This is a genomic window from Maribacter ulvicola (assembly GCF_900155985.1).
GTDB classification, from domain to species: domain Bacteria; phylum Bacteroidota; class Bacteroidia; order Flavobacteriales; family Flavobacteriaceae; genus Maribacter; species Maribacter ulvicola.
Genome location: NZ_FTMA01000001.1, coordinates 298,073 through 324,778 on the forward strand (window position 1 = coordinate 298,073; position 26,706 = coordinate 324,778).

Sequence of the window (26,706 nt, forward strand, 5' to 3'; positions counted from 1 at the left end):
AATTTGCGTAAGTGTTAAAAGTAGAAGCCTTAACAATCAATAATATATAGTTTTAAATGGAAGAAAATACTTCAATTGACATTAGTGCTGTTAATGAAAAAATAGCAAAAGAAAGCGCTTTTATCGATTTACTGATGCTTGAAATGAATAAAGTAATCGTTGGCCAAAAATATATGGTAGAACGGTTATTAATCGGACTTTTAGGACAAGGTCATATATTACTGGAAGGTGTACCTGGCTTGGCAAAAACTTTAGCAATTAACACCCTTTCAAAAGCTGTTAAAGGTAGTTTTAGCAGAATTCAGTTTACACCAGATTTATTACCTGCAGATGTTGTAGGTACGTTGATCTATAACATGAAGCTAAACGATTTTTCTATTAAGAAGGGTCCTATTTTCGCAAACTTTGTTCTTGCAGATGAGATTAACCGTGCTCCCGCCAAAGTACAGTCGGCACTTTTAGAGGCCATGCAGGAAAAGCAAGTGACCATTGGTGACGAAACTTTTATTCTTGACAAACCTTTCTTGGTCATGGCAACGCAAAACCCGGTTGAGCAAGAAGGAACCTACCCATTACCTGAAGCACAAGTGGATCGTTTTATGTTGAAAACGGTTATCGACTATCCAAAAATAAACGAAGAGCAGTTGATCATGCGCCAAAATTTAAAGGGTAGCTATGAAACTGTAAACGCCGTTGTATCCATAGAACAAATACTAAGTGCACAGAAAGCCGTTCGTGAAGTTTATATGGACGAAAAAATTGAGAAATATATTCTTGATCTTGTATTTGCTACAAGATATCCTGAAAAATATAACCTAGAAAGCTTAAAACCTTTGATCAGTTTTGGTGCATCTCCAAGGGGTAGTATTAACTTAGGTACCGCTGCCAAATGTTATGCTTTCATAAAAAGAAGAGGTTATGTTGTGCCAGAAGATGTACGTGCCGTTGTACTTGATGTGCTAAGACACAGAATTGGTATTACATACGAGGCAGAAGCAGAGAATATTACTTCTGTTGATATCATCAACAAAATTGTAAACGAGATAGAAGTGCCATAACCCAGTTATTACTATTCAGCAACCTGAAATTATTGTTTTGATTACTTGATTGTAGAATACCTAATACTGAAAAGGATACTGTAAACTGTTTACTTAAAAATGGATACCAAAGAGCTACTCAAAAAAGTACGGAAAATTGAAATAAAGACTAGACGTCTTTCTGACCATATATTTGGTGGGGAATACCACTCTACCTTTAAAGGTCGTGGTATGACGTTTAGCGAAGTTCGGCAGTATCAATTTGGCGATGATGTAAGAAATATTGACTGGAACGTTACCGCACGCTACAATGAACCATACATAAAGGTTTTTGAAGAGGAACGAGAATTGACCATGATGCTCATGGTAGATATTAGTGGGTCAGAATTATTTGGAACCACCAATCAATTTAAAAATGAAATCGTAACAGAAATATCGGCCACGTTAGCATTTAGCGCACTTCAGAACAACGACAAAGTTGGTATTATTTTATTCTCTGATCAAATAGAGCTTTTTATTCCTCCTAAAAAAGGAAAGACCCATGTTCTGCGTATAATTAGAGAATTATTAGAATTTAAACCAAAAAGTAATAAGACAGATATTGCCCAAGCTTTGAAATTCTTGAGTAGTGTTATGAAGAAGAAAGCCATTGTTTTTGTGCTTTCTGATTTTATGGATGACGGATATGATAAAACTTTAAAAATCACTGGTAGCAAGCATGATTTAACCGGAATTCGTGTTTATGACGAACGTGAAGAATCTATACCAAATATTGGAATGGTACAGGTAGAAGATGCTGAGACCGGAAAATTACAATTGGTGAATACCAAGTCTAAGAAAGTACGTAACGCCTATGCTGAATTTCATAGCAATCGTGTAACCTACTTTAAAGAGTCTTTCACAAAATCTGGTTGTGGTGTTCTTGATTGTAGGGTTGATGAAAGCTATGTAAAAAAATTATTGGGCTATTTTAAAAGAAGAGGTTGATACAGATGATTATAACAAATAGAACTTTTATAAACGGTGTTTCGCGGTTAAAGCGAATCTCCCCTTTATTTGTATGCCTACTGTTCATATATGAGCTATCTGCTCAAGAACCCCCTACCATTAAAACAGAAGTAGATACTACTTTTATAAAAATTGGAGAGCAGGTGCAATGGAAAGTTACCATAGATATCGACTCTACAGATTTTGTAATATTCCCTGAGGGACAAACATTTTCTCCCTTAGAAACCGTAGAAGCTTTTGCAACAGATACCACTAGAAAAAAAGACAGACTAACACTTCAAAAAATATACGCCCTAACCCAATTTGATTCAGGCGCTTACAAATTACCTGCCCAACGAATTGATATTAACGGCGTTGGTTTTATGACCGATTCTTCCCTGATTAATGTCGCTACTATTCCCGTAGACACCTTAAATCAGAAAATGTACGATATTAAACCACTAATCAATGTTGAAAAGAGCAACTACGCTTTTTGGAAATACTTGCTGATTGGTTTACTTGTATTATTGATCTTAGGCGGATTATTGTATTGGTTCGTATTCCGTAAAAAACCACTGACTGAAGAAGAAAAAGTGGCACTTTTACCTCCATATGACAGAGCCTTACTTGAACTTAAACAGTTAGAAAATTCTAAGTATTTAATACAAGATGAATATAAAGAGTACTATTCTGAATTAACCACAATTGTGCGCTCTTACCTAGAAGAAGATGCCCATGTCACGGCCATGGAAAGTACAACGGGACAATTAATTGAAAAACTAGAGCTTTTAAGAGATGCCGGTGAATTGAATTTGGAAGACGATACCATCAAACAATTTAAACAAATATTACAAACGGCAGATTTAGTAAAATTCGCCAAGAACAAACCTTCTACATCGGTTGCCGAGCAAGATAGAAAACTTGTAGAGCAAATTGTCGTAAAAACACATGATGCACTGCCAGAACCTACAGAAGAAGAATTATTAGAGCAGGCAGAATACCAAGAAGAACTGGAACGCAGGGCTAAAAAGAAAAAAATAAAGATTGCGGCAATTTCAGCTGTTGCAGTAATTTTAATTGGCATTACCGTTGCTGGGGTAAAATTTGGATTCGGCTATTTAAAAGACACCGTTTTAGGCCACCCTACTAAAGAACTTTTAGAGGGAGAATGGGTACGCAGTAGCTATGGTTTTCCACCAATAGAATTAGAGACTCCACAAGTTCTTGTACGCCAAAAAATAAAATTACCTGCAGAAGCAAAAGCTGAAATCGCAGATATTCAAGCTTTTGAGTTTAGTAATCCTGCCGGGTTATTTACCGTAGGTACAACCTCGGTCACCTTGGCACAACAGGATGTAGAGCCCGATTTTGAAAAAACAATTGAACAAATTTTAGCCAATTTTGAAAGTCAGGGCGCCAAGAACATCATTACCAAACAAGAAGCTTTCTACACCATAAGTGGCGTAAAGGGCTTAAAAGTATTTGGCAACGGCGAGTTCACCGTACCTGGTTCAGATGAATTAATAGAAGGTGAATATAGCGTTATACTTTTTGGAGGCAAAGGCTTTCAACAATACATCATACTAACTTGGCTGGAGGATGATACGTACGCACAAGAAACAGTAGACCGCATTTTAGCATCGGTAGAAGTAAAAACAGAAGTATAAATGTTAGAGAATATATCATTTGCAAATCCTGATTTCTTTTGGCTGTTCCTATTACTGCCATTAGCAATTGTGTGGTATATATTTAAACAAAAAGAGCAAACCGCATCATTACGCATATCTAGTATAAAAGGGTTTAGTTATCGTAGTATTTTACCTAAATTAAAACCTGCGTTGTTTATGCTACGCTTATTGGCATTAAGTGCAATCATCGTAGCCCTGGCAAGACCACAGACAGAAGATATTTCTACACGTTCAAAAACCACAAAGGGTATAGATATCGTCATGGCAATAGATGTTTCATCTAGTATGTTGGCAAGAGATTTAAAACCAAATAGGCTTTCTGCACTTAAAGATGTAGCAGCAGATTTTATTAAAAATAGGCCTAATGACCGTATCGGTATTGTTGCATATGCCGGGGAAGGATATACTAAAACACCTATAACTACAGACAAGGCCATTGTACTTAACGCACTTTCAGAAATTTCATACGGGCAATTAGAAGACGGTACCGCTATAGGTATGGGGCTTGCAACTTCTGTAAACCGTTTAAAGGATAGTAAGGCAAAAAGTAAAATTATCATCTTATTGACCGATGGTGTCAATAACTCTGGTTTTATTGAACCACAAACTGCATCTGACCTAGCGCTAGAATTCGGAATTAAAACGTACACCATTGGCCTTGGCACTAATGGTAACGCCCTGACACCGGTTTCTTACAATGCGGATGGTTCTTTCAGATTTGGCATGCGCCAGGTAGAAATAGACGAAGATTTGTTAAAAAGTATTGCAACTACAACCGGCGGTAGGTATTTTAGAGCAACGGACAACGAATCTCTAGAAGAAATCTATGATGAAATCAACAAACTAGAAAAAACCGAAGTAGAGGAATTTAAATACTACCGCTACGAAGAGAAATTTAGATTTTGGGTATTATTGGCTGGAGGATTGCTTTTACTTGAATGGATTTTAAGAAACACGCTTTTTAGAAGCTTTGTATAATATGATACAGTACGACGAAAAAATATATTTTTATTTACTCTTTATCATTCCGGTGATAATAGTGCTGTTCCTTTTGTTATTGGTATGGAAAAAGAGAACACAAAAGAAATTTGCAGATGCTGAACTTTTAAAAAGGCTAACACCCAACCGTTCTTATAATAAAGGAGGGCTGAAATTGGTGGTTTTTATACTAGCCCTGGCTTTTTTGATTATAGGTTTGGTCAACCCAAAAATTGGAACAAAATTAGAAACGGTAAAGCGAGAAGGAGTTGATATCGTATTTGCGGTAGATGTTAGCAAGAGTATGCTAGCGGAAGACATTGCACCTAATAGAATTGAGAAAGCTAAAAGATTGGTTTCTGAAATCATTAATCAATTGGCAAGTGACCGCATTGGTATTATTGCCTACGCAGGTCAAGCATATCCACAATTACCTATTACTACAGATTACGGTGCTGCAAAAATGTTCTTACAAGGTATGAATACAGACATGCTTACGTCTCAAGGTACCGCTATTGATCAAGCCATTGAATTGGCTTCTACATATTATGACGATGTAGATCAGACCAACCGTGTGCTGTTCATAATCTCTGACGGCGAAGATCATTCTGAAGGTTCTACGCTAGACGCTGTAGAAGATGCCGTTGATGAAGGTATCATTATTTATACAATTGGTGTTGGTAAAGAAAAAGGCGCCCCTATACCGATCAAAAGAAACGGAATTTTAGAAAGTCTGAAAAAAGACAGCCAAGGTGAAACCGTTATCACAAAATTAAACGAGAGTGTTCTGGTAGATATTGCAAGTGAGGGTAATGGGCAATATATAGATGGTTCTAACACAGATAACGCCGTAGAATTTATAAAAGAAGAATTGTTGAAAATGGACAAAAAGGAATTTGAAGCCAAACAATTCGCTGAATATAAAGATCAGTTTCAGTGGTTTATTGGAGCAGCATTGTTGCTTCTCTTTTTAGATATTTTTATCTTGGACCGCAAGACCAGCTGGTTAAAAAAACTCAATTTGTTCAATGAGAAAAGAAATGAATAAAATAAGCACAGTAGCACTATTGTTTTTTGTTTGCTTGTCATCTTTTGCTCAAGAAGTTGATAAAAAAGAAAAAGAAAAGGCATTAAGGTCTTCTACAAACTATACTTGGGATGCCAATAAAGCATTATCAGAAGATAATTTTATTGCTGCAGAGGTAGATTATAGAAAGGCAATTTCTAAAAGCTCGGATAATAGCGCGGCACCTTATAATTTAGGTAACGCCTATTACAAAAATGAAACCTATAACGAAGCTTTTGGTAGGTTTAAAGAAGCAGGAGAAGTTTCTACCTCTAAAGCTGACAAGCATAAAGCTTACCACAATATGGGTAATGTTTTTATGAAGCGTAAAGATTATGCAAAAGCGGTTGAAACTTATAAAGAAGCTCTACGTAATGATCCTTCCGATGAAGAAACCCGTTATAATTTAGCTTTGGCCAAAGAACTTTTGAAAAAAGATCAAGACGAGAACAAGCAAGACCAAGACGATAAGGACAAGGACAAAGACGACAAGGAAGAAAACAAAGACCAAGATCAAAAGGACGAAGGCGACAACGAGGACAAGAAAGATCAAGGCGAAGACGGTGATAAAGGCGACGAAGGCGATAAGGACGAAGAAAAGAAGGATCAAAACAAGGATGGCGAAGGGGACAATGAAGCTGATCAAAAGAAAAAACCGGAACAAGGAGAAGGTGATAACGAGCAGAATCAGCAACAACCTAAACCAAATCAGCTTTCTAAGCAACAGGTAGAAAATCTATTAAGAGCTATGCAAAATGCAGAGAAGAAAGTTCAAGATAAAATAGATGCCAAAAAGGTAAAAGGCGCTAAAATTAAAACCGAAAAAGATTGGTAGACTTTAAATCCATAACAAAGCTTGGGTTCTTATTAACCGTTTTTCTCTCATCGTTATTGATGCTGGGGCAGGATGATAATGCTGTTACTTTTGAAATGAAGCTGAGCAAACCAAAGCTTGGTCTAAACGAAAGGTTACGAGTAGATTTTATCATGAACCGAGATGGCGATAATTTTAACCCACCAGATTTTGCCGGATTTAAAGTGATAATGGGCCCTTCTCAATCTATTAGTTCTTCTTGGATCAACGGTGTTAGAAGCTATTCCAAATCTTATTCATATACATTATCACCTACTGCAAAGGGTACATTTACCATAAAACAAGCTTCCATAGTTATTAACGGTGAAACGTATAAATCAATAGCACAAGATATTGAAGTTACGTCCGCTGTAGATAAACCTAGCGATCAAATGACCGCAGATGATGTGGCAGATGAAAATTTACATTTAGTTGCCGAGATTTCAAAAACAAATCCGTATTTAAACGAGGCTATAACCGTAATTTACAAGTTATATGTTAGTCCTAATATTAGCGTATCCAACTATCAACCTTTAGACAATCCTACCTACAATAACTTCTGGAGTCAAGATATTAAGGTAAACGGACTAAGTGCACAAAATGGCACATATAAAGGCAAGCCTTACCGTTATGCTATTTTAAAACGTGTTGTCCTTTACCCTCAAAAATCAGGAAAATTAGATATTGAGCCTCTTTCTCTTGATGTTACCGTAGATGTACCTACTGGCAGACGAGATTTTTTTGGCCAGAGAATGTATGCCCAAACAAACAAAACAGTATCTGCAGGTAAAAGAACAATCCATGTAAAACCTTTACCACTAGATAATCAACCTGCTAATTTTAATGGTGCCGTTGGAGATTTTGATTTTACCGTTACTACGAGCAAGACTAGCTTGAACGCATCAGAATCTTTACAAGCCACTATAGAGGTCAGTGGCAAAGGAAATTTAAAACTCTTTAAACTTCCTGAACTTGAATTACCTAGTGCGTTAGAAGTTTATGAACCGGAGTTTACAGAAGGTGTAAGAACTACTTTAGCTGGTATGCAAGGTAAGGTTAGCAATCAATACACCATTGTACCTTCGTTCAGGGGTAAATACCCAATAGCCCCTATCAGCTTTAGTTATTTTAACCCATCCACCGGAAAATATACCACTGTAACATCCAATGAAATAGTGATCAATGTTTTAGAAGGCCCATTGAGTGCATCATCCAACGCTAATACAACTCTAAATAGCAACAAACAATCTGTAGTAAGTAGCGGTAACGAATTTAATTTTTTAAAACTGAACCCTAACTTAACAAACAAATCTGTTTCTTATTTTTTTGGTTCCACATCATTTTACTTGTGGTTATTATGTCCGCTTTTGTTAATTCCTTTAGCTATTGTTTTTAGAAAGAAGAGAGATGCAATTGCTGGTGATATTGTTGGTAATAAAATTAGAAAAGCCAATAAACTTGCCCGTAAATATTTATCTGCTGCAAGAAAACAACTTGGTAACAAAGAGTCTTTCTATGTTGCTCTTGAACGAGCACTTCATAACTATTTAAAAGCAAAATTAAAGATCGAGACTTCTGAATTTAGCAAGGATAAAATTACAGAACTGCTAAAAGAAAGAGCAATTGACGATAGTACCATAGATAACTTTATAGCACTTCTTAAGAACTGTGAAGCAGCACGATACAGCCCATTCTCTGACGTACAAATGCAGACCGATTATGATAAAGCGAGTGAGGTAATTTCTATAATGGATAAACAATTATAAGTATGTTCAAAAAGCTAGCAACCATAATTAGCCTTTTTACGGTTCTTACTAGTACCGCTCAGAACACCAAATTGTTTGAGCAGGCCACAGTAGCCTATAATGCCGGTGAATATGATAAAGCAATTACCTTTTATAATGATATACTTGACAAAGGAGAACATTCTTCCGCTTTGTATTATAACTTAGGTAATTCTTACTACAAGATTAATAAAATTGCCGAAAGCATTTACTTTTACGAAAAGGCATTATTACTATCGCCTAACGATAAAGAAATTAAAACAAACCTTAGCTATGCTCAGAATATGACCATAGATGCCATTGATATTATGCCAGAAACGGGTTTATCAAAATTATACAAAAACATAACGGGTAAATTAACTTTTGATGAATGGGCATATGTAGCCATTGGTTTTATGTTACTTTTTGTTCTTTTGTATATCTTATTTTATAATTCTAACTATGCTACAAGAAAACGATTATCTTTCATAGGAAGTCTATTAGCTTTGTTCTTTTCTGTAATATCTTTACTATTTGCATACATTCAACGTAAAGATTTTATTGAACACCAACCCGCAATAATCTTTGCAGAGGAAAGCAGTATTAAATCTGAACCTAACAATACCGGCGCCGAAGCTTTTATCATACATGCAGGTACTAAAGTAAATGTACTTGATCACCTTAATCAATGGAATAAAATTAAATTAGCAGATGGAAAAACAGGTTGGATTAAAAAAAATGACCTGAAACTGTTAAAAGATTTTTAGCCATTTGTTAACAGTTTTTTACCGTATCCATAGTATCTTTATCGGCAGATTTCAATTTATGAAAATTTTGACACGTATTATTTTATTGTTGTTATGGCTTTTTGCAGTGACTGCACCTAGCATTATAACCTTATGCGATGTCGATAACCCTATTGTTATTTCCAATTTAAATGAAGAGGAGCAAGAATCTGGAAAAAAATCAATTGGAGAGGAAAAATTTGTTAGAGAAAAAACTTTAGACTTTTCTCTTGTTGCAATCTTTGAAAATTCTATGGCCAATAAATTCAATATGGTAGGTTATCAAAACTTAACATTAGATGTCTTATCTCCGCCGCCTGATTTATTCAGTTAATTTATTTCTTCTTGAAAATTGTTTTCTATATCTAGAACAATATTTAAGATAATTACCATAGAAGATAAATAAAGCTATAATACCAACAGAGTTGTTGAACTTAACTAGCTACACCGTATCTCGTTCACGTCACCTATTCGTTACTTGATAGCTTAATATTTTATGAATATTTCTGCTATCGTTTTAAGAATTACAAGAGCTATAGCGTAGTAGATTTTATAATTTTCAACTAGCAATCCTATTATTTTTTAAAATGACCCCACATTCAAATACCCTAATCATTTTTTACCATGAACCAATAAATCTGAAATGAATAAAAATGTAAAACTCTTAGGGTGTATTATTTGTTCAAGGTTTTAGAATTCTAGTTCCTAATTCTTACGCTATACGTAGCAAGTAAATATAAATTAACAACTCTATATCAAAAATCGCAATAACTCTTTATACGTCGTTCAACACAACCTTTCTATGAATTTTTTAGATGAAACACTAGATACTATTACGCCTAAATCATAAAGAAATACAAGTAACATATCGATTAAAAAAACATAAATCACTAACACTACATATTAATAAGAAAATTTATGAAAGCACATACAAAAGAAACCCAAGCAACAATGACTCCTTCAAAATCATTAGATTTTTTAAAGGAAGGAAATCAAAGATTTCAAAATAACCTAAAAGCCAATAGAAACCTTTTAGAACAAGTTAACGATACCAGTGAAGGTCAATTTCCATTTGCAACCATCCTAAGCTGTATTGACTCTAGAGTATCTGCTGAATTAGTTTTTGACCAAGGTCTTGGCGATATTTTCAGTATTAGAATTGCTGGTAACTTCGTAAATGAAGATATCTTGGGCAGTATGGAATTTGGATGTAAACTTGCAGGCACAAAACTTATTGTCGTTTTAGGCCATACCAGTTGTGGTGCCATTAAAGGTGCGTGCGACCATGCAAGATTAGGAAACTTAACGGCTCTAATTAATAAAATAGAACCAGCTGTAGATGCAGTGAAAGAACCTAAAGATGAGAGTCTAAGAAATTCTAAAAACTTAGAATTCGTTGATAATGTATCTGCTGAAAATGTACTATTGACCATTGCCAATATTAGAGCTCAAAGCCCTGTATTGGCTGAAATGGAAAATAATGGAGAGGTAATGATAGTAGGTGCCATGTACGACATATCAACAGGTTCTGTTGAGTTTTATAATTAAAATTACCTAAGAATAGTTAATAAAACCGATGGTTAACCATCGGTTTTACATAAAATTAAATGCATTAACTATTCTTGACCAACAAACAAGTTAATTCAGCGCGAATAGCATCAATAAATAACAATTGATTTTATAACGTAGTAAATAAGTATTTTAAGAGTATGAAGAATCTATTTTCAAATTTTAGGGGAGATTTATTTGGCGGTATTACTGCCGGTATTGTTGCTTTACCTTTAGCACTAGCTTTTGGTGTTAGCTCTGGCATGGGTCCAAGTGCCGGATTGTATGGTGCCATTTTTATTAGTTTTTTCGCTGCACTTTTTGGTGGAACAAATACACAGATCTCTGGACCAACTGCACCAATGACAGCCGTAAGTATGGTCGTCATAGCCGGTATAGTTGCAATGAACGATGGCAGCATGGAAAAAGCACTACCTGCAATATTAATAGTTTTCCTTTTAGCAGGATTAATGCAGATCGGGCTGGGCCTAATAGGAATAGGCAAGTATATTAGATACATTCCCTACCCTGTAGTATCTGGCTTTATGACCGCAATTGGTGTTATTATCCTTGTAACCCAAATTTTACCAGCAATAGGTTATTATCCAAAAGAGGACACAGAGTTTGTCAATAATTTCAAACCTATGGCAGAAGAAATTATATTGGATAATATCTTAAAAGAAGAGGCTGGCGAAGGCATTCTAGTTCTGGAAAACTTCAAGGAAACCATATCGCGGGCAGAAAAAATCACTGAGGCAGATATGATGAAAGAGGCACAAACCTTGGCAAAATCTGAAGCATCAGGAGTAATTGGTGCCATTAAAGTTTTACCGAGAGCCTTAAAAAATATTAATTGGCTAGAGCTTATTCTAGCACTCTCTACCATTATAATCATATATGGTTTCAAAAAAATTACGACCACAATTCCAAGTGCGCTAGTAGCTCTAATTGCCGTGTCTGGTGTTGCCTATGGTTTCGGTTTAGATTATAGACCTATTGAACAAATACCTAGTGGTTTTCCTATGCCTAATCTTGGGATTTTCACCCAATTTGAACTTGGCTCTGTAACACCTTATGTTTTTACCGCACTTACACTAGCATTACTAGGTGCCATAGATTCACTCTTAACATCTGTTGTTGCAGACAATATGACCAAAACAAAACATAAACCCAATAAAGAATTAGTAGGTCAAGGTATTGGTAATAGTATTGCTGCCATTTTTGGTGGTATACCAGGTGCAGGTGCTACCATACGTACCGTTGTCAATATTAATGCCGGTGGTAAAACAAAATTATCTGGTATGGTTGCCGGTATTCTTCTTCTAGTAATACTTTTAGCTCTTGGCCCTGTGGCATCTCAAATACCAGCGGCAGTTTTAGCAGGTATATTAGTAACCGTAGGTATTGGGGTTATGGACTACAAAGGATTAAAAGCTATTCCTAGTTTACCAAAAGATATGAGTTTAGGTCCTATAAAATTCAGTTCAGAAGTTATCATTATGATAGTAGTTCTTGTACTTTCTTCTGTATGGAATTTGGTATATGCAGTAGGTGTAGGTCTCGTAATTGCCTCATTAATGTTCATGAAAAAAATGGGTGACTTAACCGCCGAAAGATCAGATGTAAAATCTTTGGAGAAAGAAGTTAATTGGCCTGATGAAGCCGATTTTCCTTTGACTTTACAGGAAGAGGTATTTATCAAGCACTTAAAAGGGCCTTTATTCTTTGGCTCTACAAGTGAGTTTCAACAAATGGCAGACCAAATTCCAGAAACAGCATCTACCGTAATCATCAGAATGGGTAGAATGCAATATATGGATCAATCTGGTTTGTACACCTTAGAAGATGTTTTAATCGGACTTAGAAAATCGGGTATAAACATTCTCTTTGTTGAAGTATTGAAACAACCTAGATATATGATGGAACGCGTTGGTGTTATACCAGACTTAATCCCTAATGAGCATATTTTCGATTCTTTTGATGAGTGTTTAACTTGGGTAAAGTCTAATGTGAAAGACAAATTCCCTACTATCTAAGCTATCAAAACCTAGAAAAACATAACATACCTCTTTTAAAAGTTTTAACTTTGCCACTTTAATCAACATTCATGATTGATAAGATAAAAGTAGAAATTTCTGAAGTAGCATCTTTTACAGCTGACAATATAGAAGCTGTTGAAGCGTTTCGTATTAAATATTTAGGTAAGAAAGGCATTCTTAACGACTTCTTTGCGGAGTTTAAGAATATACCTAATGATCAGAAAAAAGAGTTCGGTCAAACCATTAACGAACTTAAACAAGCTGCTACGGCAAAGGTAGAATCTTTAAAAGAGGTTTTAGAAAGTAAACAAACAGACCAACAGGTGTATGGCGATTTGACAAGACCTGGAAATCCAATAGAAATAGGTGCACGGCATCCTATTTCAATAGTTAAAAATAAAATTATTGATATTTTCTCTAGAATTGGTTTCAATGTTTCTGAAGGTCCTGAAATTGAGGATGATTGGCACAATTTTACTGCATTAAACTTACCAGAATACCATCCGGCAAGAGATATGCAAGATACGTTCTTCATACAAACCGATCCAGACATCCTTTTACGTACACATACCTCATCGGTACAAGTACGTTATATGGAAAACAACCAACCCCCTATACGTACAATATCTCCGGGTAGAGTATATAGAAACGAAGCTATTTCAGCACGATCTCACTGTTTTTTTCACCAAATAGAAGGTTTATATATTGATAAAGATGTTTCTTTTGCAGATTTAAAGCAAACTCTACAGTACTTTACTACCGAGCTTTTTGGAAAGTCTAAAATAAGGTTAAGACCTTCTTATTTTCCGTTTACCGAACCAAGCGCAGAAGTTGATGTATATTGGGGACTAGAAACTGAATCTGATTATAAAATTACAAAAGGTACCGGTTGGTTAGAAATTGGTGGCTGTGGTATGGTAGATCCTAACGTACTTACAAACTGCGGGCTTGATCCTGAAATTTATTCTGGTTTCGCTTTTGGTGTTGGTATAGATCGCATTGCTATGCTGCTACACCAAATAACAGATATCCGCTTATTAAGCGAGAATGATTTACGTTTTTTAGAGCAATTTAGAAGCGCCTTATAAAATCATTTCGTGAAAAAAGATATTGAAATACCTGTTGTTAAAGATGTTTATGTTGCCATTATCTGTGAATGGAACGAAGAATTCTTAAACAAGGATTGGAATGTTTATCTAATAAATGACCAAGATACTGCTATTGAAATGACCATGGCCGTATCTAAAGGCTATGACGGTGATCGCAAAACTTCAATTATGAGACATGGTATCGGCATGCTGGCCGCTAAGTCATTTAAGAAAATTGAAGTAGTTCAAGAAGATGTCTTAAGCTTGAACAATGAATTTTTTGTCACCTTCTATACAGATAGTAAGTTATACGAGAAACGTTTTGTCTTCGAAAAAAATACAGTAACAGAAACTAATCTCACCATGATACCTCTAATAGAAAAAGAGGGTATTTACGCAAAATAATCTGTTTCTCTAATTGACAGACAGCATTACAGGTTAGGCTTTAGAGTTTCTTTAAAAAGTGATACATTCACCTAATGCACATACCCTATATATTGTGCTATTTATCATATTTTGGGTTTGTTATTCTATTTTAACTAGTCTTTTCAACTTTTTAACAAATTTTAAGTTCTTTTAGTTTGCTTACTACCGAACTAACCTTAAATTTGTGCCTTGAAATTAAGTTTCTATGAATAAAGAAGAAAGCAAACAAGTATTAATAGAAGAGCTTGGCGTTTATTTTGAAACGGAATACGATTTACCGCCACTGGCTGCTAGAATCTTTGCAAACTTGGTAGTAACCGATGAAGACGGATTGACGTTTGAGGACTGTCTTGAAAAAAGAGGTGCCAGTAAAAGTTCCATTTCAACATCTTTGAATCTATTACAACAGATTGGTTTTATAAATTATTTCACTAAAGCTGGTGATCGTAAACGTTACTTCAAAGTATCTGAAAAAGATGCTTTTTTTATTAACAAACTAAAACAATCCTTAAAAAAGCTAGAAGCAGAATGCAAAATAATAGATAAAGTAGGAGAATATAATGCCCTTCACAACCCCGCTAAATATATAGAAAACAAAGAAAAGAAAGAAGTGTATTTAAAATGTTTAGAACAAACTAGAGATATTTATAAAAAGACAATTAATAATCTCAAAAATCTACACGAGTAATTTTTTTGAATCACAAGTTCGTTTTATACCGAACTTACTGAATTAACAAAACCTTAACAAGCATACAACAATTACTAAAAAAGTAAACATCCAATTAAAATGAAAAAGTTATCCATCATAGGTATATTAAGTGCAACACTTGTTTTGAGTTCCTGTTTTGGAACATCAGAAAATCCAGCACCAGGCGCATCCGCTCCACCACCACCAAGTTTAGAGGTTGGTACACTTAAACCTGAAACAATTACCATTTACAATGAATTTTCTACTACACTAGAAGGTAAGCAAAATGTTGAAATTAGACCAAAAGTTTCTGGCTTTGTACAAGAGGTTTACGTTGAAGAAGGACAGAAAATAAAAAAAGGACAACTTCTTTTTAAATTAGAAACCCAAACATTAACACAAGATGCCAATGCTGCCAAAGCTTCAGTAAACGTTGCGCAGGTTGAAGTAAACAAACTTAAACCACTGGTTGATAAAGGAATAATAAGTAAAGTTCAATTAGAAACAGCCAAAGCCCAGTTAGCACAAGCCAAGGCAGGATACGAAAGTGTAGCTTCTAACATTGGTTATTCTCGTATTACGAGTCCGGTTGATGGTTATATTGGTGAAATACCTTTTAAGGTGGGTGCATTAGTAAGTTCAAATATGACCATGCCCCTAACCACAGTATCAGATATTAGTGAAGTACGTGCATACTTTTCTTTAAACGAAAAAGAGCTCCTAAAGTTCAAAGAGTCCATGCCTAGAAATGAAAATAACCAAATGGACTTAGAGAAAGCACCAAAAGTAACTCTTGTTATGATCAACGGCGAAGAATACGATAAGCCGGGTAAAATTGCCATGATCAACACAATAATCAACAGTTCTACCGGCAGTGTTACGGCAAGAGCAGATTTTGAGAATAAGAACAATTTGCTCAGCAGCGGTAGTACTGGAAAAATAAAATTACCCACAGTTTACGAAAATGTATTTGAAATACCACAAACTGCTACTATTGATCTACAAGGAAAAAAACTGGTGTACATCTTAAAACCCGATAACACAGTAAGTACTATACCTATTAAAATTACTGCAAATACACAGAAAGGATTTCTTGTACAAAATGGACTAGAGCCAGGAACATCTATTGTTCTCGAAGGGGTATCTAAACTTAAAGACGGAATGACCATAAATCCGGTAAAAAAGTAATCCAAAATTCAAAATAACATATAAATAAAGAACAATGTTTCAAAGATTTATAGATCGTCCCGTACTTTCTACGGTTATTTCGATCATTATAGTTATACTCGGTATTTTAGGCTTAACAACCTTACCGGTAGAAGAATATCCAGAAATTGCACCACCAACCGTACAGGTCACCAGTACCTATACCGGTGCAAACGCAGAAACCGTACTTAACAGCGTTGTAATCCCATTAGAGGAACAAATAAATGGTGTTGAAGACATGTTGTACATGACTTCAAGCGCAAGTAATGATGGCGCATCTACCATAAATGTATTTTTTAAACTTGGCACGGATCCAGATATTGCTACCGTAAACGTACAGAACAGAGTTGCAAGAGCAAACAGTGTACTACCACAAACGGTAGTACAAACTGGTGTAATTACACAAAAATCCCAAACCAGTGCTTTATTATTCTTCTCTTTGTTTTCAGATAATGATGAATATGATGCAACCTTTGTAGAAAACTATGCTAGAATTAACATAGTTCCCAAGTTACAACGTATTGAGGGTGTAGGTAACGTAACTGTTTTTGGTGCCAAGGATTATTCTATGCGTATTTGGCTGAACCCAGAAAAAATGGCAGCATATAAACTAATGCCTTCTGATATACAAGCCGCTCTTAGAGAACAAAACCTGGAAGCTGCAACTGGAAAAATTGGTGAAAATGCGGACGGAGTTTATGAATATGTATTGAAGTATAAAGGCCGTTTATCTGAAGAGGCAGAGTATGAAGATATCATTATTAGAGCTCAAGAAAATGGTCAGTTTTTACGTCTTAAAGATGTTGCCGAAGTAGAATTAGGAGCTTTTAATTATGGTACCAAAAACGAAGGTATGGGTAAACCCGGTACTGCAGTTGGTATTTTTCAAACTTCGGGCTCTAATGCAAATGCTATAATTGATGAAATACAAGTTATCCTTGACGAAAGTAAAGCCGATTTCCCTAAAGGATTAGACTACGTAATTCCTTACAACACTAAAGATTTCTTAAGTGCATCTATTGACCACGTTATACAGACTTTAATAGAGGCTTTCTTATTGGTTTTCTTAGTGGTATTTATCTTTTTACAAGATTTACGATCAACCTTAATTCCTGCTATTGCAGTTCCAGTGGCAATTATCGGTACCTTTTTCTTTCTATCATTATTTGGGTACTCTATAAACATGCTTACTTTATTTGCAATGATCCTTGCCATAGGTATTGTTGTTGATGATGCCATTGTGGTCGTTGAAGCGGTTCATGCAAAAATGGAAGAAGGTGCCACCAATGCCAAGAAAGCTACGAAATCTGCTATGTCAGAAATATCTGGGGCTATTATTTCTATTACCTTGGTCATGTCTGCTGTATTTATACCAGTATCATTCATTAGCGGGTCGTCTGGTGTATTCTATCAACAATTTGGTATAACATTGGCAATCGCCATTCTTATTTCTGCGGTTAACGCTTTAACCTTGAGTCCGGCATTGGCAGCTCTTCTACTGAAACCCCATAATGCATCGGAAGAACATAAAAAAAGCATTACAAAACGTTTCTTTTCTGCCTTTAACACTGGTTTTGATGCAGTAACAGATAAATATATTGGTTCGGTAAAATTCATTGCAAAAAGAAAATGGATCACATGGGTTTCTCTTGCCGTATTTGGCGTGATTACCTTCTTTTTATTTAAGTCCACACCAACCGGATTTATTCCCAATGAAGACAAAGCAATTGTGTTTGCCGATGTTACTATGCCTCCCGGCACTACTTTGGAGCAGACGCAGAAAACGGTCAAAAAATTAGACTCTATTTATCAATCTATGGATATTATAGAAGCTAGGATGAATGTTACAGGTTTTAGTATTTTAAATAGTGTAAATGGTGGGTCTTACGGTTTTTCCGTACTTCGCCTTAAAGATTGGAGCGAACGTAAAGGTGAAGGGCAGTCAGTACAAGAAGTAGTTGGCAGCTTGTTTGCACAAACAGCAGGACTTAAAGATGCAAAAATATTCTTCTTTACTCCTCCAAGTGTTCGTGGTTTTGGTAACTCTACCGGTTTTGAAATGAACTTACAGAGTAAAGATGCTGATGATTGGCAAACGGTGAATAAAGTAACCAACAACTTCTTGGCCGCTATAAATGCTAGACCTGAAGTAAAATATGCCATTACAAACTTCAATGCTAATTTTCCTCAATATGAATTAGAAGTAGATGCGGAAAAAACAAAAATGGCAGGCTTAGCGGTAACCGACATATTCAGCGCAATGCAAGGTTATTATGGTGGGCTATATACTACTGACTTCAATAAGTTTGGTAAACAATACCGTGTTATGATCCAAGCAAAACCTGAAGATAGAGCCGATGAAAACTCTTTAAATCATATTTTTGTAACCAATGCAAAAGGGGAATCTGTTGCCGTATCTCAATTTGTATCATTGAATAAAATTTATGGTCCTGAGGTAGTGAGTAGATTTAACCTGTTGAGTTCCGTAAAAATTAATGGTGCTATGAACCCCGGGTATTCTACAGGTAACGCCATTAAAGCTATAGAAGAAGTAGCCGCAGAGGTATTACCTAACAATTACACTTATGAATACTCTGGTTTAACCAAAGAGGAAAATAGTGCAGGTAGCCAAACCATCATCATTTTTATTTTGAGTTTGGTATTTGTGTACTTCCTGTTAAGTGCACAATATGAATCTTATATTTTACCATTATCGATATTATTATCATTACCGGTTGGTATCGCTGGTGCCATAGGCTTTGTAACTTTAGCAGGATTGGAAAATAACATCTATTTCCAAATTGCATTGATCATGCTTATTGGCCTGTTGTCTAAAAATGCCATTCTTATTGTAGAGTTTGCACTGCAACGTAGAAAGCAGGGGATGACTATTATAGACTCTGCAATTGACGGTGCAAAAGCCAGACTTAGACCTATTTTAATGACTTCTTTTGCCTTTATCCTTGGTCTTATGCCCTTGGCGTTATCTTCCGGAATTGGCGCAGTAGGTAATAGATCTATTGGTATGAGTGCCGTTGGTGGTATGTTAATAGGTACCATATTCGGGGTATTCGTTATTCCGGCATTGTATGTCATTTTCCAAACCATTCAAGAGCGTATTACTGGTGCTCCACAAGAAGTTATTGAAGAATAAAAGAACTATAAAATCATGAATAAATTAATCACTAATAAACTTATACTGGTAGCAATACTTCCGCTCTTGCTGCAGTCTTGTTTTACGGCAAAAACGTATGAACGCCCCAGTGTAGCAACAGAAAATCTGTATAGAACGGATCACCTACCAAAAGACAGTATCTCTTTTGGGTCGGTTTCCTATAAAGATCTTTTTACAGATGCTTACTTAAAAACTTATATTGAAAGAGGGTTGCAAAACAATCTGGATATAAGAATTGCATTACAAAATATTGCTGCTGCAGAAGCATATGTAAAACAAGGTAAGGCAGGTTATCTGCCTACTTTGAACGCTGCAGCTAACGCAACAAGAACGGCAAGAAATAGCGAAAACGGACAGTTTGGTGCACTTTTTACACAACCTTACAATCAATTTGAAATGTCTGGCACCGTTTCTTGGGAAGCTGATATTTGGGGCAAAATAAGAAGTACGAAACGTGCAAGTGATGCCAGCTACTTACAAACGGTAGCTGCACATAGAGCGGTAAAAACAAGTTTAGTTGCACAAATTGCCACTACCTATTATCAATTGTTGGCTTTAGATAAACAGATTGCCGTAACCAAAGAAACTATTGAAACCCGTTCTAAAAGTTTAGAGACCATTACGGCTCTTAAAGAAGCAGGTCAAGAAAACCAAGTTGGTGTAGATCAAACTGCAGCACAATTATATAGTGCTCAAAGTCAATTATTAGATCTTAATAATTTACAATATCAGGCTGAAAACACCTTAAGTATTCTGTTAAGCGAAGCACCACAAAATTATGCCCGTAGCTCATTGGATGAGCAATCATTATCTAGTAAGATGCAACTTGGTGTTCCCGCACTTTTATTACGCAACAGACCAGATATTATGCAAGCGGAATATGGCTTAGTAAACAATTTTGAGCTGACCAACGTGGCAAGAAGTAACTTTTATCCTTCTATTACGCTATCTGCCAAAGGTGGTCTGCAGAGTTTAGAAATTGATAACTGGATAGATTCTAGTTCTATTTTTGCAAACCTGATCGGCGGACTTACACAACCTATATTCAACGGCAGAAAAATTAGAACAGCTTATGAGGTTGCCAAAGCACAACAAGAACAATCATTATTAAACTTTAAACAAGCACTTTTAACCGCCGGAAAGGAAGTTTCGGAAGCTTTGTACGATTACAATATAGCTGTTGAAAAAGAGGTATTTGTTAGCAAGCAGGTAGTTGCTCTAAAAAGAGCTGAAACCAATTCTGAAGAATTATTGAATAGCGGATACCTCACCTATTTAGACCTGTTAACGGCAAGAGAAAATTCATTGAACGCAGAACTAAATTTAGTCAACAACAAGTTTGCACAACTATCTGCCACCGTAGAGCTATATCGTTCTCTTGGTGGTGGATGGCAGTAGGTTGATGCTCATTTAAAATGAAGAAAAAAAATGAATATATAGAGCAAGCACTTGAGCTTTTCTCTAATTATGGATGCAAAAGGGTCGGAATGGACGATGTGGCTGAGACCCTTGGCATCTCTAAAAAAACATTATACGGGTTATTTATAAACAAGGACACTTTAGTGCAAGAAAGTGTTTCCCTGTTACTTCAGCGTACGCATGAGAAAATGAGTAATTTTTTTCAAACCTCTAAAGTAGCATCGAATCCTTTTGATAGAATTATACACATTTACCGTGTTGGTCTTAAAGAATTAAGAAACTTGAGTCCTACTTTTTTATTTGGTCTAAAAAAGTACTACCCTGAAGCTTATAAATTATATGATAATTTTGTCCAAACCCTGGTCTGGACCTATGTGTTAGATTTACTCAACGAGGCAAAAAGACAGAATTTATTAAAAGAGCATATCAACATTAAGCTTATCTGTGAGTTGTTCCTACTAAGAATTGATAAAATAATACTACCCAATAGAGAGTTCTTCGATGGTTACAGCACTGATGAATTGTTAGAACATTTAATAATAGTGCCGTTACATGGAATTAGGAAAATGCCTTAATCACTCCATTCTTTAAACGGATTTTTACTTAATTGAGAATTATAATACTTCACGGCTCCAGTAACCTCAATACCTAACCAAGCAGGTTTTTGAAAAGATTCATTTTCATCGTCCAGTTCTATTTCTGCAATGGTCAAACCTTCATTCTGATCAAAAAATTCATCAACTTCAAAGACATGTTTTCCTTTAGGAATTTCATATCTGCATTTATCTAAAATACCTTTTTCGCATAATTTTAAAAGAGCATCGGCTTCTTCTACAGTAATTTTCTTCTCCCATTCAAATCTAGAAATACCAGATGTGTTAGATTTACCTTTTACGGTAATGTAGCCTGTATCACCCTTAATCCTTACTCTAACTGTCCTGTTGGGGTCCGTATTTAAAAATCCCTGAACAATTCTTGTTTTAGACCTTGCCTCTGATTTGTATTTATCATTTTTTACTAAAAACTTACGCTCTATTTCTATCATATAAGTGGTTAAAACTACTATCCAAAAAACTAAGATAAGTCTTAAATTTGCTTATGTCCAATGAAATAACTCATCGAAAAATTATTCATGTTGATATGGATGCTTTTTATGCATCCGTAGAAGAATTGGACAACCCTGATCTAAAGGGAAAACCATTGGCTGTGGGTGGAAGCGAAAAAAGAGGCGTAGTTTCTGCCGCCAACTATGAAGCCCGAAAATTTGGTGTACGCAGCGCTATGAGCGGATTTCAAGCAAGAAAAAACTGCCCGCAGCTAACCTTTGTAAAACCACGTTTTGAACGATACAAAGAAATCTCAAAACAAATACGGGCCATTTTCTTTGAATATACAGATTTGGTAGAACCGCTGTCCCTTGATGAAGCATATTTGGATGTAACGATTAATAAAAAAGGGAATCCCTCTGCAACAATGCTTGCCACTGAAATACGACAACGCATATTAGCGAAAACTGGTTTAAATGCATCTGCAGGAATATCAATCAATAAATTTATTGCTAAAGTTGCCAGCGATATTAACAAGCCTAACGGTCAAAAAACGGTTAATCCAGAAGCTGTTATTCCATTTTTAGAAGAATTAGATATTCGAAAATTTTACGGTGTAGGCAAAGTAACCGCAGAGAAAATGTACAAACTGGGTATTTTTACAGGGAAGGACCTAAAGAACAAATCTATTGAGTTTCTCGCAGAGCACTTTGGCAAAAGCGGACCTTATTATTACCACGTAGTTCGTGGCATTCATAATAGCGAAGTAAAGCCGCACCGTATACCTAAATCCGTAGGTGCAGAACGTACGTTCAATGAAAACCTAAGTAGTGAGGTTTTTATGTTAGAACGTTTAGATCATATTGCTCAAGAACTAGAAAGAAGGTTGACGAAATCTAAAATTGCTGGTAAAACTATTACCCTGAAAATAAAATACAGTGATTTTACGTTAAACACAAGAAGTAAAACAATGCCCTATTTTATTGCCGACAAGGACCTTATCTTAGAAACCGCTAAAGACCTTTTGTACCAAACCGAGCTACAAAACTCGGTCCGTCTTCTTGGTATCTCACTATCTAATTTAAATACAGAAGATAAGAAGACGACAGAAGTCTTAGACAAATCAATTTTAGTGCAATTAAAATTCGATTTCTAAATATTGTTTTCGCAAAACATAAATGAGACGTGGTTTCTTTTGTACTGTTTTTTGAAATTAAATTGATTAAATCTTTCACCTAAACTTAATACAAAACAACAATGTCAAGCTATTTTCTTCTACATATTTATCCTCATATTTACAACTTATCAAGTTAAAATTTAGGTACTCAATCACTCTTTCATTTCTCGTATTTACTTTTAACTATTATATTTTCAATGAAACTATGTTTATTAATGTTCAACCTTTTTAATGCCTTTTTCACATATAAGCACGGAACAGTTAAACACTACTACAAATCCTTTATTAAAATTATAACGATTATCAATATTTTTATAGCTTTATAGCAAATTGCTATGAAAAATAAATTTTAATTACCGCTCTAAACTACACATAATGACAGACTTAAAGGATTACGATAATGCCGTAATCAAGTTTAGAAAAAGCTTGAACTTTACTATGTTACCTGTTCTTTCTTGGGACTTTTATGCTTCTAATTATGAAGAAATAAAAAAAACCGAAGAAGATACCGTTGCACTCTTAAGTTTGGTTTCTGCCAATTCTTGGAACATTGACACCAACCTTTTAGATGAAAAGTTAAAAGCACAGAAGAATGTTGTTGTAGTTACCGATACTCAATTGAACATTGTTTTTGCCACAAAGAATATGTGGAACATGAGTCAGTATCATCCGGAAGAAATTATAGGCAAAACTCCTAAAATGTTTCAAGGTAATTTGACAAATGCTTCTACCTTGAAAATTGTTTCTAATGCCGTAAAAGAAAAAGAATCTTTTGAGGTTACCGTAGTCAATTACAAAAAAGATGGATCTACCTATAACTGTTGTATTCAAGGTCTACCTGTTTTTGACCACAAAGGTGCTCTAGTTAATTTTATAGCCTTTGAGAAAGAGGTTGCTTAACTATGACAGTGTAGACATAAAAAAAAGGGTCGCAAAATAGCGACCCTTTTTTGTAAAATGTATACTGAAACCTGACTATATATCGCCTGACTCTATTTCGCTTACTCTTAACGTATTTACCATGCCTTTAGCTTTAATAGGCATTGCTGCAAGGCTAATGATCATATCACCTACCTGAAGAAATCCTTTATTGAATGCAATACGGTTTACATCATCAACAGTATCATCTGTTGAGACAAATTTATCATAGTAAAAAGCTTTTACACCCCACAAGAGGTTTAACTGTGTAAGTATTCTTCTATTTGATGTAAACACAAGAATATGAGCACTAGGTCTCCAAGCAGAAATTTGAAAAGCGGTATATCCACTATTTGTTAAAGTAGAAATTGCTTTTGCTTTAATATCGGTGGCCATTGTAGCTGCATGGTAACAAATAGATTTAGTGATAAATCTCTTGGTACGAATATGTGGTGGATCATGAGGTACATGAATTAAATCTGAACCTTCTACACTTTCCAAAATGCTTGACATTTTTTCAATAACCTGAACAGGGTAATTACCAACAGAAGTTTCTCCAGATAACATAACCGCATCTGCACCATCCATAACAGAGTTGGCAACATCGTTTACCTCAGCTCTAGTAGGGGTTAAACTTGTAATCATGGTCTCCATCATTTGAGTTGCAATAATTACAGGTATTCTAGCTTTCTTAGCTCTTAAAACTAATTGCTTTTGAATTAATGGTACCTCATGTGCCGGAACTTCAACACCTAAATCTCCACGAGCAACCATTAACCCGTCACAGTAGGCTACAATTTTATCAATATTCTCAACAGCTTCTGGCTTTTCAATTTTTGCAATGATTGGAATTTTATGCTCAGAATGTTTATTGATGATGTTCTGAAGATCAATTAAATCTTGGCTAAAACGAACAAAAGAAAGTGCGATCCAATCTACTTCTAAAGAAATAGCGAATTCAGCATCTTTAATATCCTTTGTTGTAAGTGCCGGTAAAGAGATATTCGTATTCGGTAAATTAACGCCTTTCTTAGACTTTAGTGGTCCACCTTGTATAACCTTGGCTAAAACCTCATCATTACCATTGGTCTTGACAACCTCGAACATTAATTTACCATCATCTAAAAGAATACGCTCCCCAGCTTTTACATCTCTAGGAAATTCTTTGTAGTTCATGTAAACGCGTTCAGCAGAACCTTCAAAAGGCTCACCTGTTACAAAGGTAATTTCATCACCTGGGCTTACTACAACATCGCCTGCCATTACGCCTACACGTAATTTAGGTCCTTGTAAATCTGCTAAAATAGATGTATTGGTATCCATTTCATCATTTAACTCACGTATCATGTCTACGCGTTCTTTTACATCATTGTAATCTGCATGAGAAAAATTTATTCTGAATACATCTACTCCTGCATCAATCATGCTCCTGAGTACCTCTTTCTTGCTAGTTGCAGGCCCTAGGGTCGCTACAATTTTCGTCTTTTTTACAGTTGGCATATTTAAAAAATTAGATTGTTCTTTGATTTTAGTTTGTCTGTACTTATTTCGTATGCTGCCATAACTTTGGGCAACATTAATATCTTCTTAATTAAAGCGTTTATATCAAAACCCTTTTCTGTTTCTATTTTTAATAGATAATCAACATCTTTATACTCAGGCAAAAGCCTAGGCATCTTATATGTTGTTTCATCCTTAAACAAATCGTCATGTACTATGAGTTCTTTTTCAGTACTATGATTGGCAATTAACACCCAAAACATATCGTTATATTCATCTTCCCATTCAAAAATAGGAAACGATTTATTTTGATCAAGAATAAAATTCTTTCTTGCTCTTACAAATTTTGCCTTAATACTTTCATTTAAGCCGTAGGCTAATGCAAAATCTTCTAAGGTAGTGTGTAAAGCGATAAGGCTAAAAGATTCATCATAAAAATCATCATTTATTTTATAAGTCGTAGCCATATTTCAACAAAACGGTAAATATAGAACTTCTAAGCTATAAAGCCTAGTGAGATAAATTGATAAAAACACATTAAAAGTTATTAAAACGTTAGCTTTCTATCTTTAGAATAAATGATTAATTCTCCATCTTATCTTGCAAAGCAAAAAAAGCTCTTTTCGAGGCTCTTTCTTCAGCCTTCTTTTTTGATGTAGCCCTAGCCTTGGCCACGACATTACCTCCTATTGAAAGTTTAACCGCAAAATGTTTTAAAGGATCATTGCCCGTATCTTCATAAACGTCAAAATCAAAAGATTTCTTTTTCTTCTGACACCATTCTATTACTAGACTCTTATAACTTATGACCCTACCTTCTAATTGTTCAATATCAACATAGGGTTCTATAACCTGCTTATAAATAAACTTTTCACAATATTTATAACCACGATCCAGATAAATTGCTCCCACAAGTGCTTCAAACACATTACCGTGTATATTTTGACCAAAGTGCGATTTTGGTATTCTACTTTCTACAAAATTAATTAGTCCAAAATCTTTCCCTAACTCATTTAAATGCTCCCTGCTAACAATTTTTGATCGCATTTTGGTTAGGTAACCTTCATCCCCTTCTGGTACTTCTCTATAAAGATGCTTAGAAATTATGGTTCCTAACATGGAATCTCCTAAGAATTCTAGCCGTTCATAATTCATGGCATTACCCTTATCATCCTTCAAATTCATTGATCTGTGAAGAAATGCTTTTTTATATAATGATAATGTTTTAGGCTTAAAACCTAGAATTTTAGTTATTCCCCAAAAAAAATCCCCATCCTCTTTTGGATGGGAATTAAATAAGTTTGTGGGAAACGACATAA

24 protein-coding genes are annotated in these 26,706 nt (G+C 35.2%); 20 read left to right on the forward strand and 4 right to left on the reverse strand.

Annotated elements, in window-relative coordinates; translation table 11 throughout:
* Window positions 1-56 precede the first annotated feature (56 nt).
* The 18 genes from BW936_RS01300 (at window position 57) to BW936_RS01385 (ending at window position 21,321) form a co-directional block, all read left to right on the forward strand.
* Complete coding sequence (locus tag BW936_RS01300; protein WP_036157390.1) at window positions 57-1,058, forward strand: AAA family ATPase; 1,002 nt, start codon at window positions 57-59, stop codon at window positions 1,056-1,058.
* Between the two features lie 99 nt (window positions 1,059-1,157).
* Window positions 1,158-2,024, forward strand: coding sequence for a DUF58 domain-containing protein (locus BW936_RS01305; protein ID WP_076546520.1), 867 nt, complete (start codon window positions 1,158-1,160; stop codon window positions 2,022-2,024).
* Window positions 2,025-2,029: 5 nt separating this feature from the next.
* Entirely contained in the window at window positions 2,030-3,691 is a 1,662-nt protein-coding gene (locus tag BW936_RS01310; RefSeq protein ID WP_076546521.1) for a hypothetical protein, read from the forward strand.
* On the forward strand, window positions 3,692-4,690 hold the full coding sequence (locus BW936_RS01315; RefSeq protein WP_076546522.1) for a vWA domain-containing protein: 999 nt from the start codon (window positions 3,692-3,694) through the stop codon (window positions 4,688-4,690). It abuts the gene before it with no gap.
* A gap of 1 nt (window position 4,691) precedes the next feature.
* Window positions 4,692-5,738 (forward strand): VWA domain-containing protein, encoded by a 1,047-nt coding sequence (locus tag BW936_RS01320; RefSeq protein WP_076546523.1) that lies wholly within the window; start codon window positions 4,692-4,694, stop codon window positions 5,736-5,738.
* Window positions 5,731-6,591: a tetratricopeptide repeat protein gene (locus tag BW936_RS01325; RefSeq protein ID WP_084182021.1), complete on the forward strand. Its 861-nt coding sequence runs from the start codon at window positions 5,731-5,733 to the stop codon at window positions 6,589-6,591. The genes BW936_RS01320 and BW936_RS01325 overlap by 8 nt, the downstream gene beginning before the upstream one ends.
* A gap of 59 nt (window positions 6,592-6,650) precedes the next feature.
* Window positions 6,651-8,375 (forward strand): BatD family protein, encoded by a 1,725-nt coding sequence (locus BW936_RS01330; RefSeq protein WP_076546525.1) that lies wholly within the window; start codon window positions 6,651-6,653, stop codon window positions 8,373-8,375.
* A gap of 2 nt (window positions 8,376-8,377) precedes the next feature.
* Window positions 8,378-9,139 carry a tetratricopeptide repeat protein gene (locus tag BW936_RS01335; RefSeq protein ID WP_076546526.1) on the forward strand — a complete coding sequence of 254 codons (762 nt, stop codon included), beginning with the start codon at window positions 8,378-8,380 and terminating at the stop codon, window positions 9,137-9,139.
* A 58-nt stretch (window positions 9,140-9,197) separates the two neighbouring features.
* Entirely contained in the window at window positions 9,198-9,491 is a 294-nt protein-coding gene (locus tag BW936_RS01340; protein WP_076546527.1) for a hypothetical protein, read from the forward strand.
* A 584-nt stretch (window positions 9,492-10,075) separates the two neighbouring features.
* On the forward strand, window positions 10,076-10,705 hold the full coding sequence (locus tag BW936_RS01345) for a carbonic anhydrase family protein (protein ID WP_076546528.1): 630 nt from the start codon (window positions 10,076-10,078) through the stop codon (window positions 10,703-10,705).
* Between the two features lie 161 nt (window positions 10,706-10,866).
* Entirely contained in the window at window positions 10,867-12,741 is a 1,875-nt protein-coding gene (locus tag BW936_RS01350; protein ID WP_076546529.1) for a SulP family inorganic anion transporter, read from the forward strand.
* A 71-nt stretch (window positions 12,742-12,812) separates the two neighbouring features.
* Entirely contained in the window at window positions 12,813-13,832 is a 1,020-nt protein-coding gene (gene pheS / locus BW936_RS01355) for a phenylalanine--tRNA ligase subunit alpha (RefSeq protein WP_076546530.1), read from the forward strand.
* Between the two features lie 9 nt (window positions 13,833-13,841).
* Entirely contained in the window at window positions 13,842-14,237 is a 396-nt protein-coding gene (locus BW936_RS01360) for a hypothetical protein (RefSeq protein ID WP_076546531.1), read from the forward strand.
* Window positions 14,238-14,463: 226 nt separating this feature from the next.
* A complete protein-coding gene (locus BW936_RS01365) occupies window positions 14,464-14,946 on the forward strand; it encodes a GbsR/MarR family transcriptional regulator (protein WP_076546532.1) in 483 nt (160 codons plus the stop codon).
* Window positions 14,947-15,045: 99 nt separating this feature from the next.
* A complete protein-coding gene (locus tag BW936_RS01370; protein WP_076546533.1) occupies window positions 15,046-16,134 on the forward strand; it encodes an efflux RND transporter periplasmic adaptor subunit in 1,089 nt (362 codons plus the stop codon).
* Window positions 16,135-16,168: 34 nt separating this feature from the next.
* Window positions 16,169-19,306, forward strand: coding sequence for an efflux RND transporter permease subunit (locus tag BW936_RS01375; RefSeq protein ID WP_076546534.1), 3,138 nt, complete (start codon window positions 16,169-16,171; stop codon window positions 19,304-19,306).
* 15 nt (window positions 19,307-19,321) lie between these two features.
* Window positions 19,322-20,725 (forward strand): TolC family protein, encoded by a 1,404-nt coding sequence (locus BW936_RS01380; protein WP_076546535.1) that lies wholly within the window; start codon window positions 19,322-19,324, stop codon window positions 20,723-20,725.
* 17 nt (window positions 20,726-20,742) lie between these two features.
* A complete protein-coding gene (locus tag BW936_RS01385; protein WP_076546536.1) occupies window positions 20,743-21,321 on the forward strand; it encodes a TetR/AcrR family transcriptional regulator in 579 nt (192 codons plus the stop codon).
* On the opposite strand, the gene BW936_RS01390 is transcribed toward BW936_RS01385, so the two are convergent.
* Window positions 21,318-21,791 (reverse strand): CYTH domain-containing protein, encoded by a 474-nt coding sequence (locus BW936_RS01390; protein ID WP_076546537.1) that lies wholly within the window; start codon window positions 21,789-21,791, stop codon window positions 21,318-21,320. The genes BW936_RS01385 and BW936_RS01390 overlap by 4 nt on opposite strands.
* A 53-nt stretch (window positions 21,792-21,844) precedes the next feature.
* Between BW936_RS01390 and dinB the strand changes: the two genes are divergently transcribed.
* Window positions 21,845-22,948 (forward strand): DNA polymerase IV, encoded by a 1,104-nt coding sequence (dinB, locus tag BW936_RS01395; protein WP_076546538.1) that lies wholly within the window; start codon window positions 21,845-21,847, stop codon window positions 22,946-22,948.
* A gap of 396 nt (window positions 22,949-23,344) precedes the next feature.
* On the forward strand, window positions 23,345-23,869 hold the full coding sequence (locus tag BW936_RS01400) for a PAS domain-containing protein (protein WP_076546539.1): 525 nt from the start codon (window positions 23,345-23,347) through the stop codon (window positions 23,867-23,869).
* Window positions 23,870-23,944: 75 nt separating this feature from the next.
* On the opposite strand, the gene pyk is transcribed toward BW936_RS01400, so the two are convergent.
* The 3 genes from pyk to rnc all read right to left on the reverse strand — a co-directional run bounded on the left by pyk (window position 23,945) and on the right by rnc (window position 26,704).
* The gene (gene pyk / locus BW936_RS01405) at window positions 23,945-25,387 is read right to left on the reverse strand and encodes a pyruvate kinase (protein WP_076546540.1); all 1,443 of its coding nucleotides are present in this window, start codon (window positions 25,385-25,387) and stop codon (window positions 23,945-23,947) included.
* 2 nt (window positions 25,388-25,389) lie between these two features.
* A complete protein-coding gene (locus BW936_RS01410) occupies window positions 25,390-25,854 on the reverse strand; it encodes an IPExxxVDY family protein (RefSeq protein ID WP_076546541.1) in 465 nt (154 codons plus the stop codon).
* Between the two features lie 115 nt (window positions 25,855-25,969).
* Window positions 25,970-26,704 carry a ribonuclease III gene (rnc, locus tag BW936_RS01415; RefSeq protein ID WP_076546542.1) on the reverse strand — a complete coding sequence of 245 codons (735 nt, stop codon included), beginning with the start codon at window positions 26,702-26,704 and terminating at the stop codon, window positions 25,970-25,972.
* Between the last annotated feature and the right edge of the window lie 2 nt (window positions 26,705-26,706).

Coding starts and splice junctions, on each gene's coding strand:
- BW936_RS01300 (WP_036157390.1), top strand. CDS start 57: ATGGAAGAAAATACTTCAATTGACATTAGTGCTGTTAATGAAAAAATA.
- BW936_RS01305 (WP_076546520.1), top strand. CDS start 1,158: ATGGATACCAAAGAGCTACTCAAAAAAGTACGGAAAATTGAAATAAAG.
- BW936_RS01310 (WP_076546521.1), top strand. CDS start 2,030: ATGATTATAACAAATAGAACTTTTATAAACGGTGTTTCGCGGTTAAAG.
- BW936_RS01315 (WP_076546522.1), top strand. CDS start 3,692: ATGTTAGAGAATATATCATTTGCAAATCCTGATTTCTTTTGGCTGTTC.
- BW936_RS01320 (WP_076546523.1), top strand. CDS start 4,692: ATGATACAGTACGACGAAAAAATATATTTTTATTTACTCTTTATCATT.
- BW936_RS01325 (WP_084182021.1), top strand. CDS start 5,731: ATGAATAAAATAAGCACAGTAGCACTATTGTTTTTTGTTTGCTTGTCA.
- BW936_RS01330 (WP_076546525.1), top strand. CDS start 6,651: ATGCTGGGGCAGGATGATAATGCTGTTACTTTTGAAATGAAGCTGAGC.
- BW936_RS01335 (WP_076546526.1), top strand. CDS start 8,378: ATGTTCAAAAAGCTAGCAACCATAATTAGCCTTTTTACGGTTCTTACT.
- BW936_RS01340 (WP_076546527.1), top strand. CDS start 9,198: ATGAAAATTTTGACACGTATTATTTTATTGTTGTTATGGCTTTTTGCA.
- BW936_RS01345 (WP_076546528.1), top strand. CDS start 10,076: ATGAAAGCACATACAAAAGAAACCCAAGCAACAATGACTCCTTCAAAA.
- BW936_RS01350 (WP_076546529.1), top strand. CDS start 10,867: ATGAAGAATCTATTTTCAAATTTTAGGGGAGATTTATTTGGCGGTATT.
- pheS (WP_076546530.1), top strand. CDS start 12,813: ATGATTGATAAGATAAAAGTAGAAATTTCTGAAGTAGCATCTTTTACA.
- BW936_RS01365 (WP_076546532.1), top strand. CDS start 14,464: ATGAATAAAGAAGAAAGCAAACAAGTATTAATAGAAGAGCTTGGCGTT.
- BW936_RS01370 (WP_076546533.1), top strand. CDS start 15,046: ATGAAAAAGTTATCCATCATAGGTATATTAAGTGCAACACTTGTTTTG.
- BW936_RS01375 (WP_076546534.1), top strand. CDS start 16,169: ATGTTTCAAAGATTTATAGATCGTCCCGTACTTTCTACGGTTATTTCG.
- BW936_RS01380 (WP_076546535.1), top strand. CDS start 19,322: ATGAATAAATTAATCACTAATAAACTTATACTGGTAGCAATACTTCCG.
- BW936_RS01385 (WP_076546536.1), top strand. CDS start 20,743: ATGAAGAAAAAAAATGAATATATAGAGCAAGCACTTGAGCTTTTCTCT.
- BW936_RS01390 (WP_076546537.1), bottom strand. CDS start 21,791: ATGATAGAAATAGAGCGTAAGTTTTTAGTAAAAAATGATAAATACAAA.
- dinB (WP_076546538.1), top strand. CDS start 21,845: ATGTCCAATGAAATAACTCATCGAAAAATTATTCATGTTGATATGGAT.
- BW936_RS01400 (WP_076546539.1), top strand. CDS start 23,345: ATGACAGACTTAAAGGATTACGATAATGCCGTAATCAAGTTTAGAAAA.
- pyk (WP_076546540.1), bottom strand. CDS start 25,387: ATGCCAACTGTAAAAAAGACGAAAATTGTAGCGACCCTAGGGCCTGCA.
- BW936_RS01410 (WP_076546541.1), bottom strand. CDS start 25,854: ATGGCTACGACTTATAAAATAAATGATGATTTTTATGATGAATCTTTT.
- rnc (WP_076546542.1), bottom strand. CDS start 26,704: ATGTCGTTTCCCACAAACTTATTTAATTCCCATCCAAAAGAGGATGGG.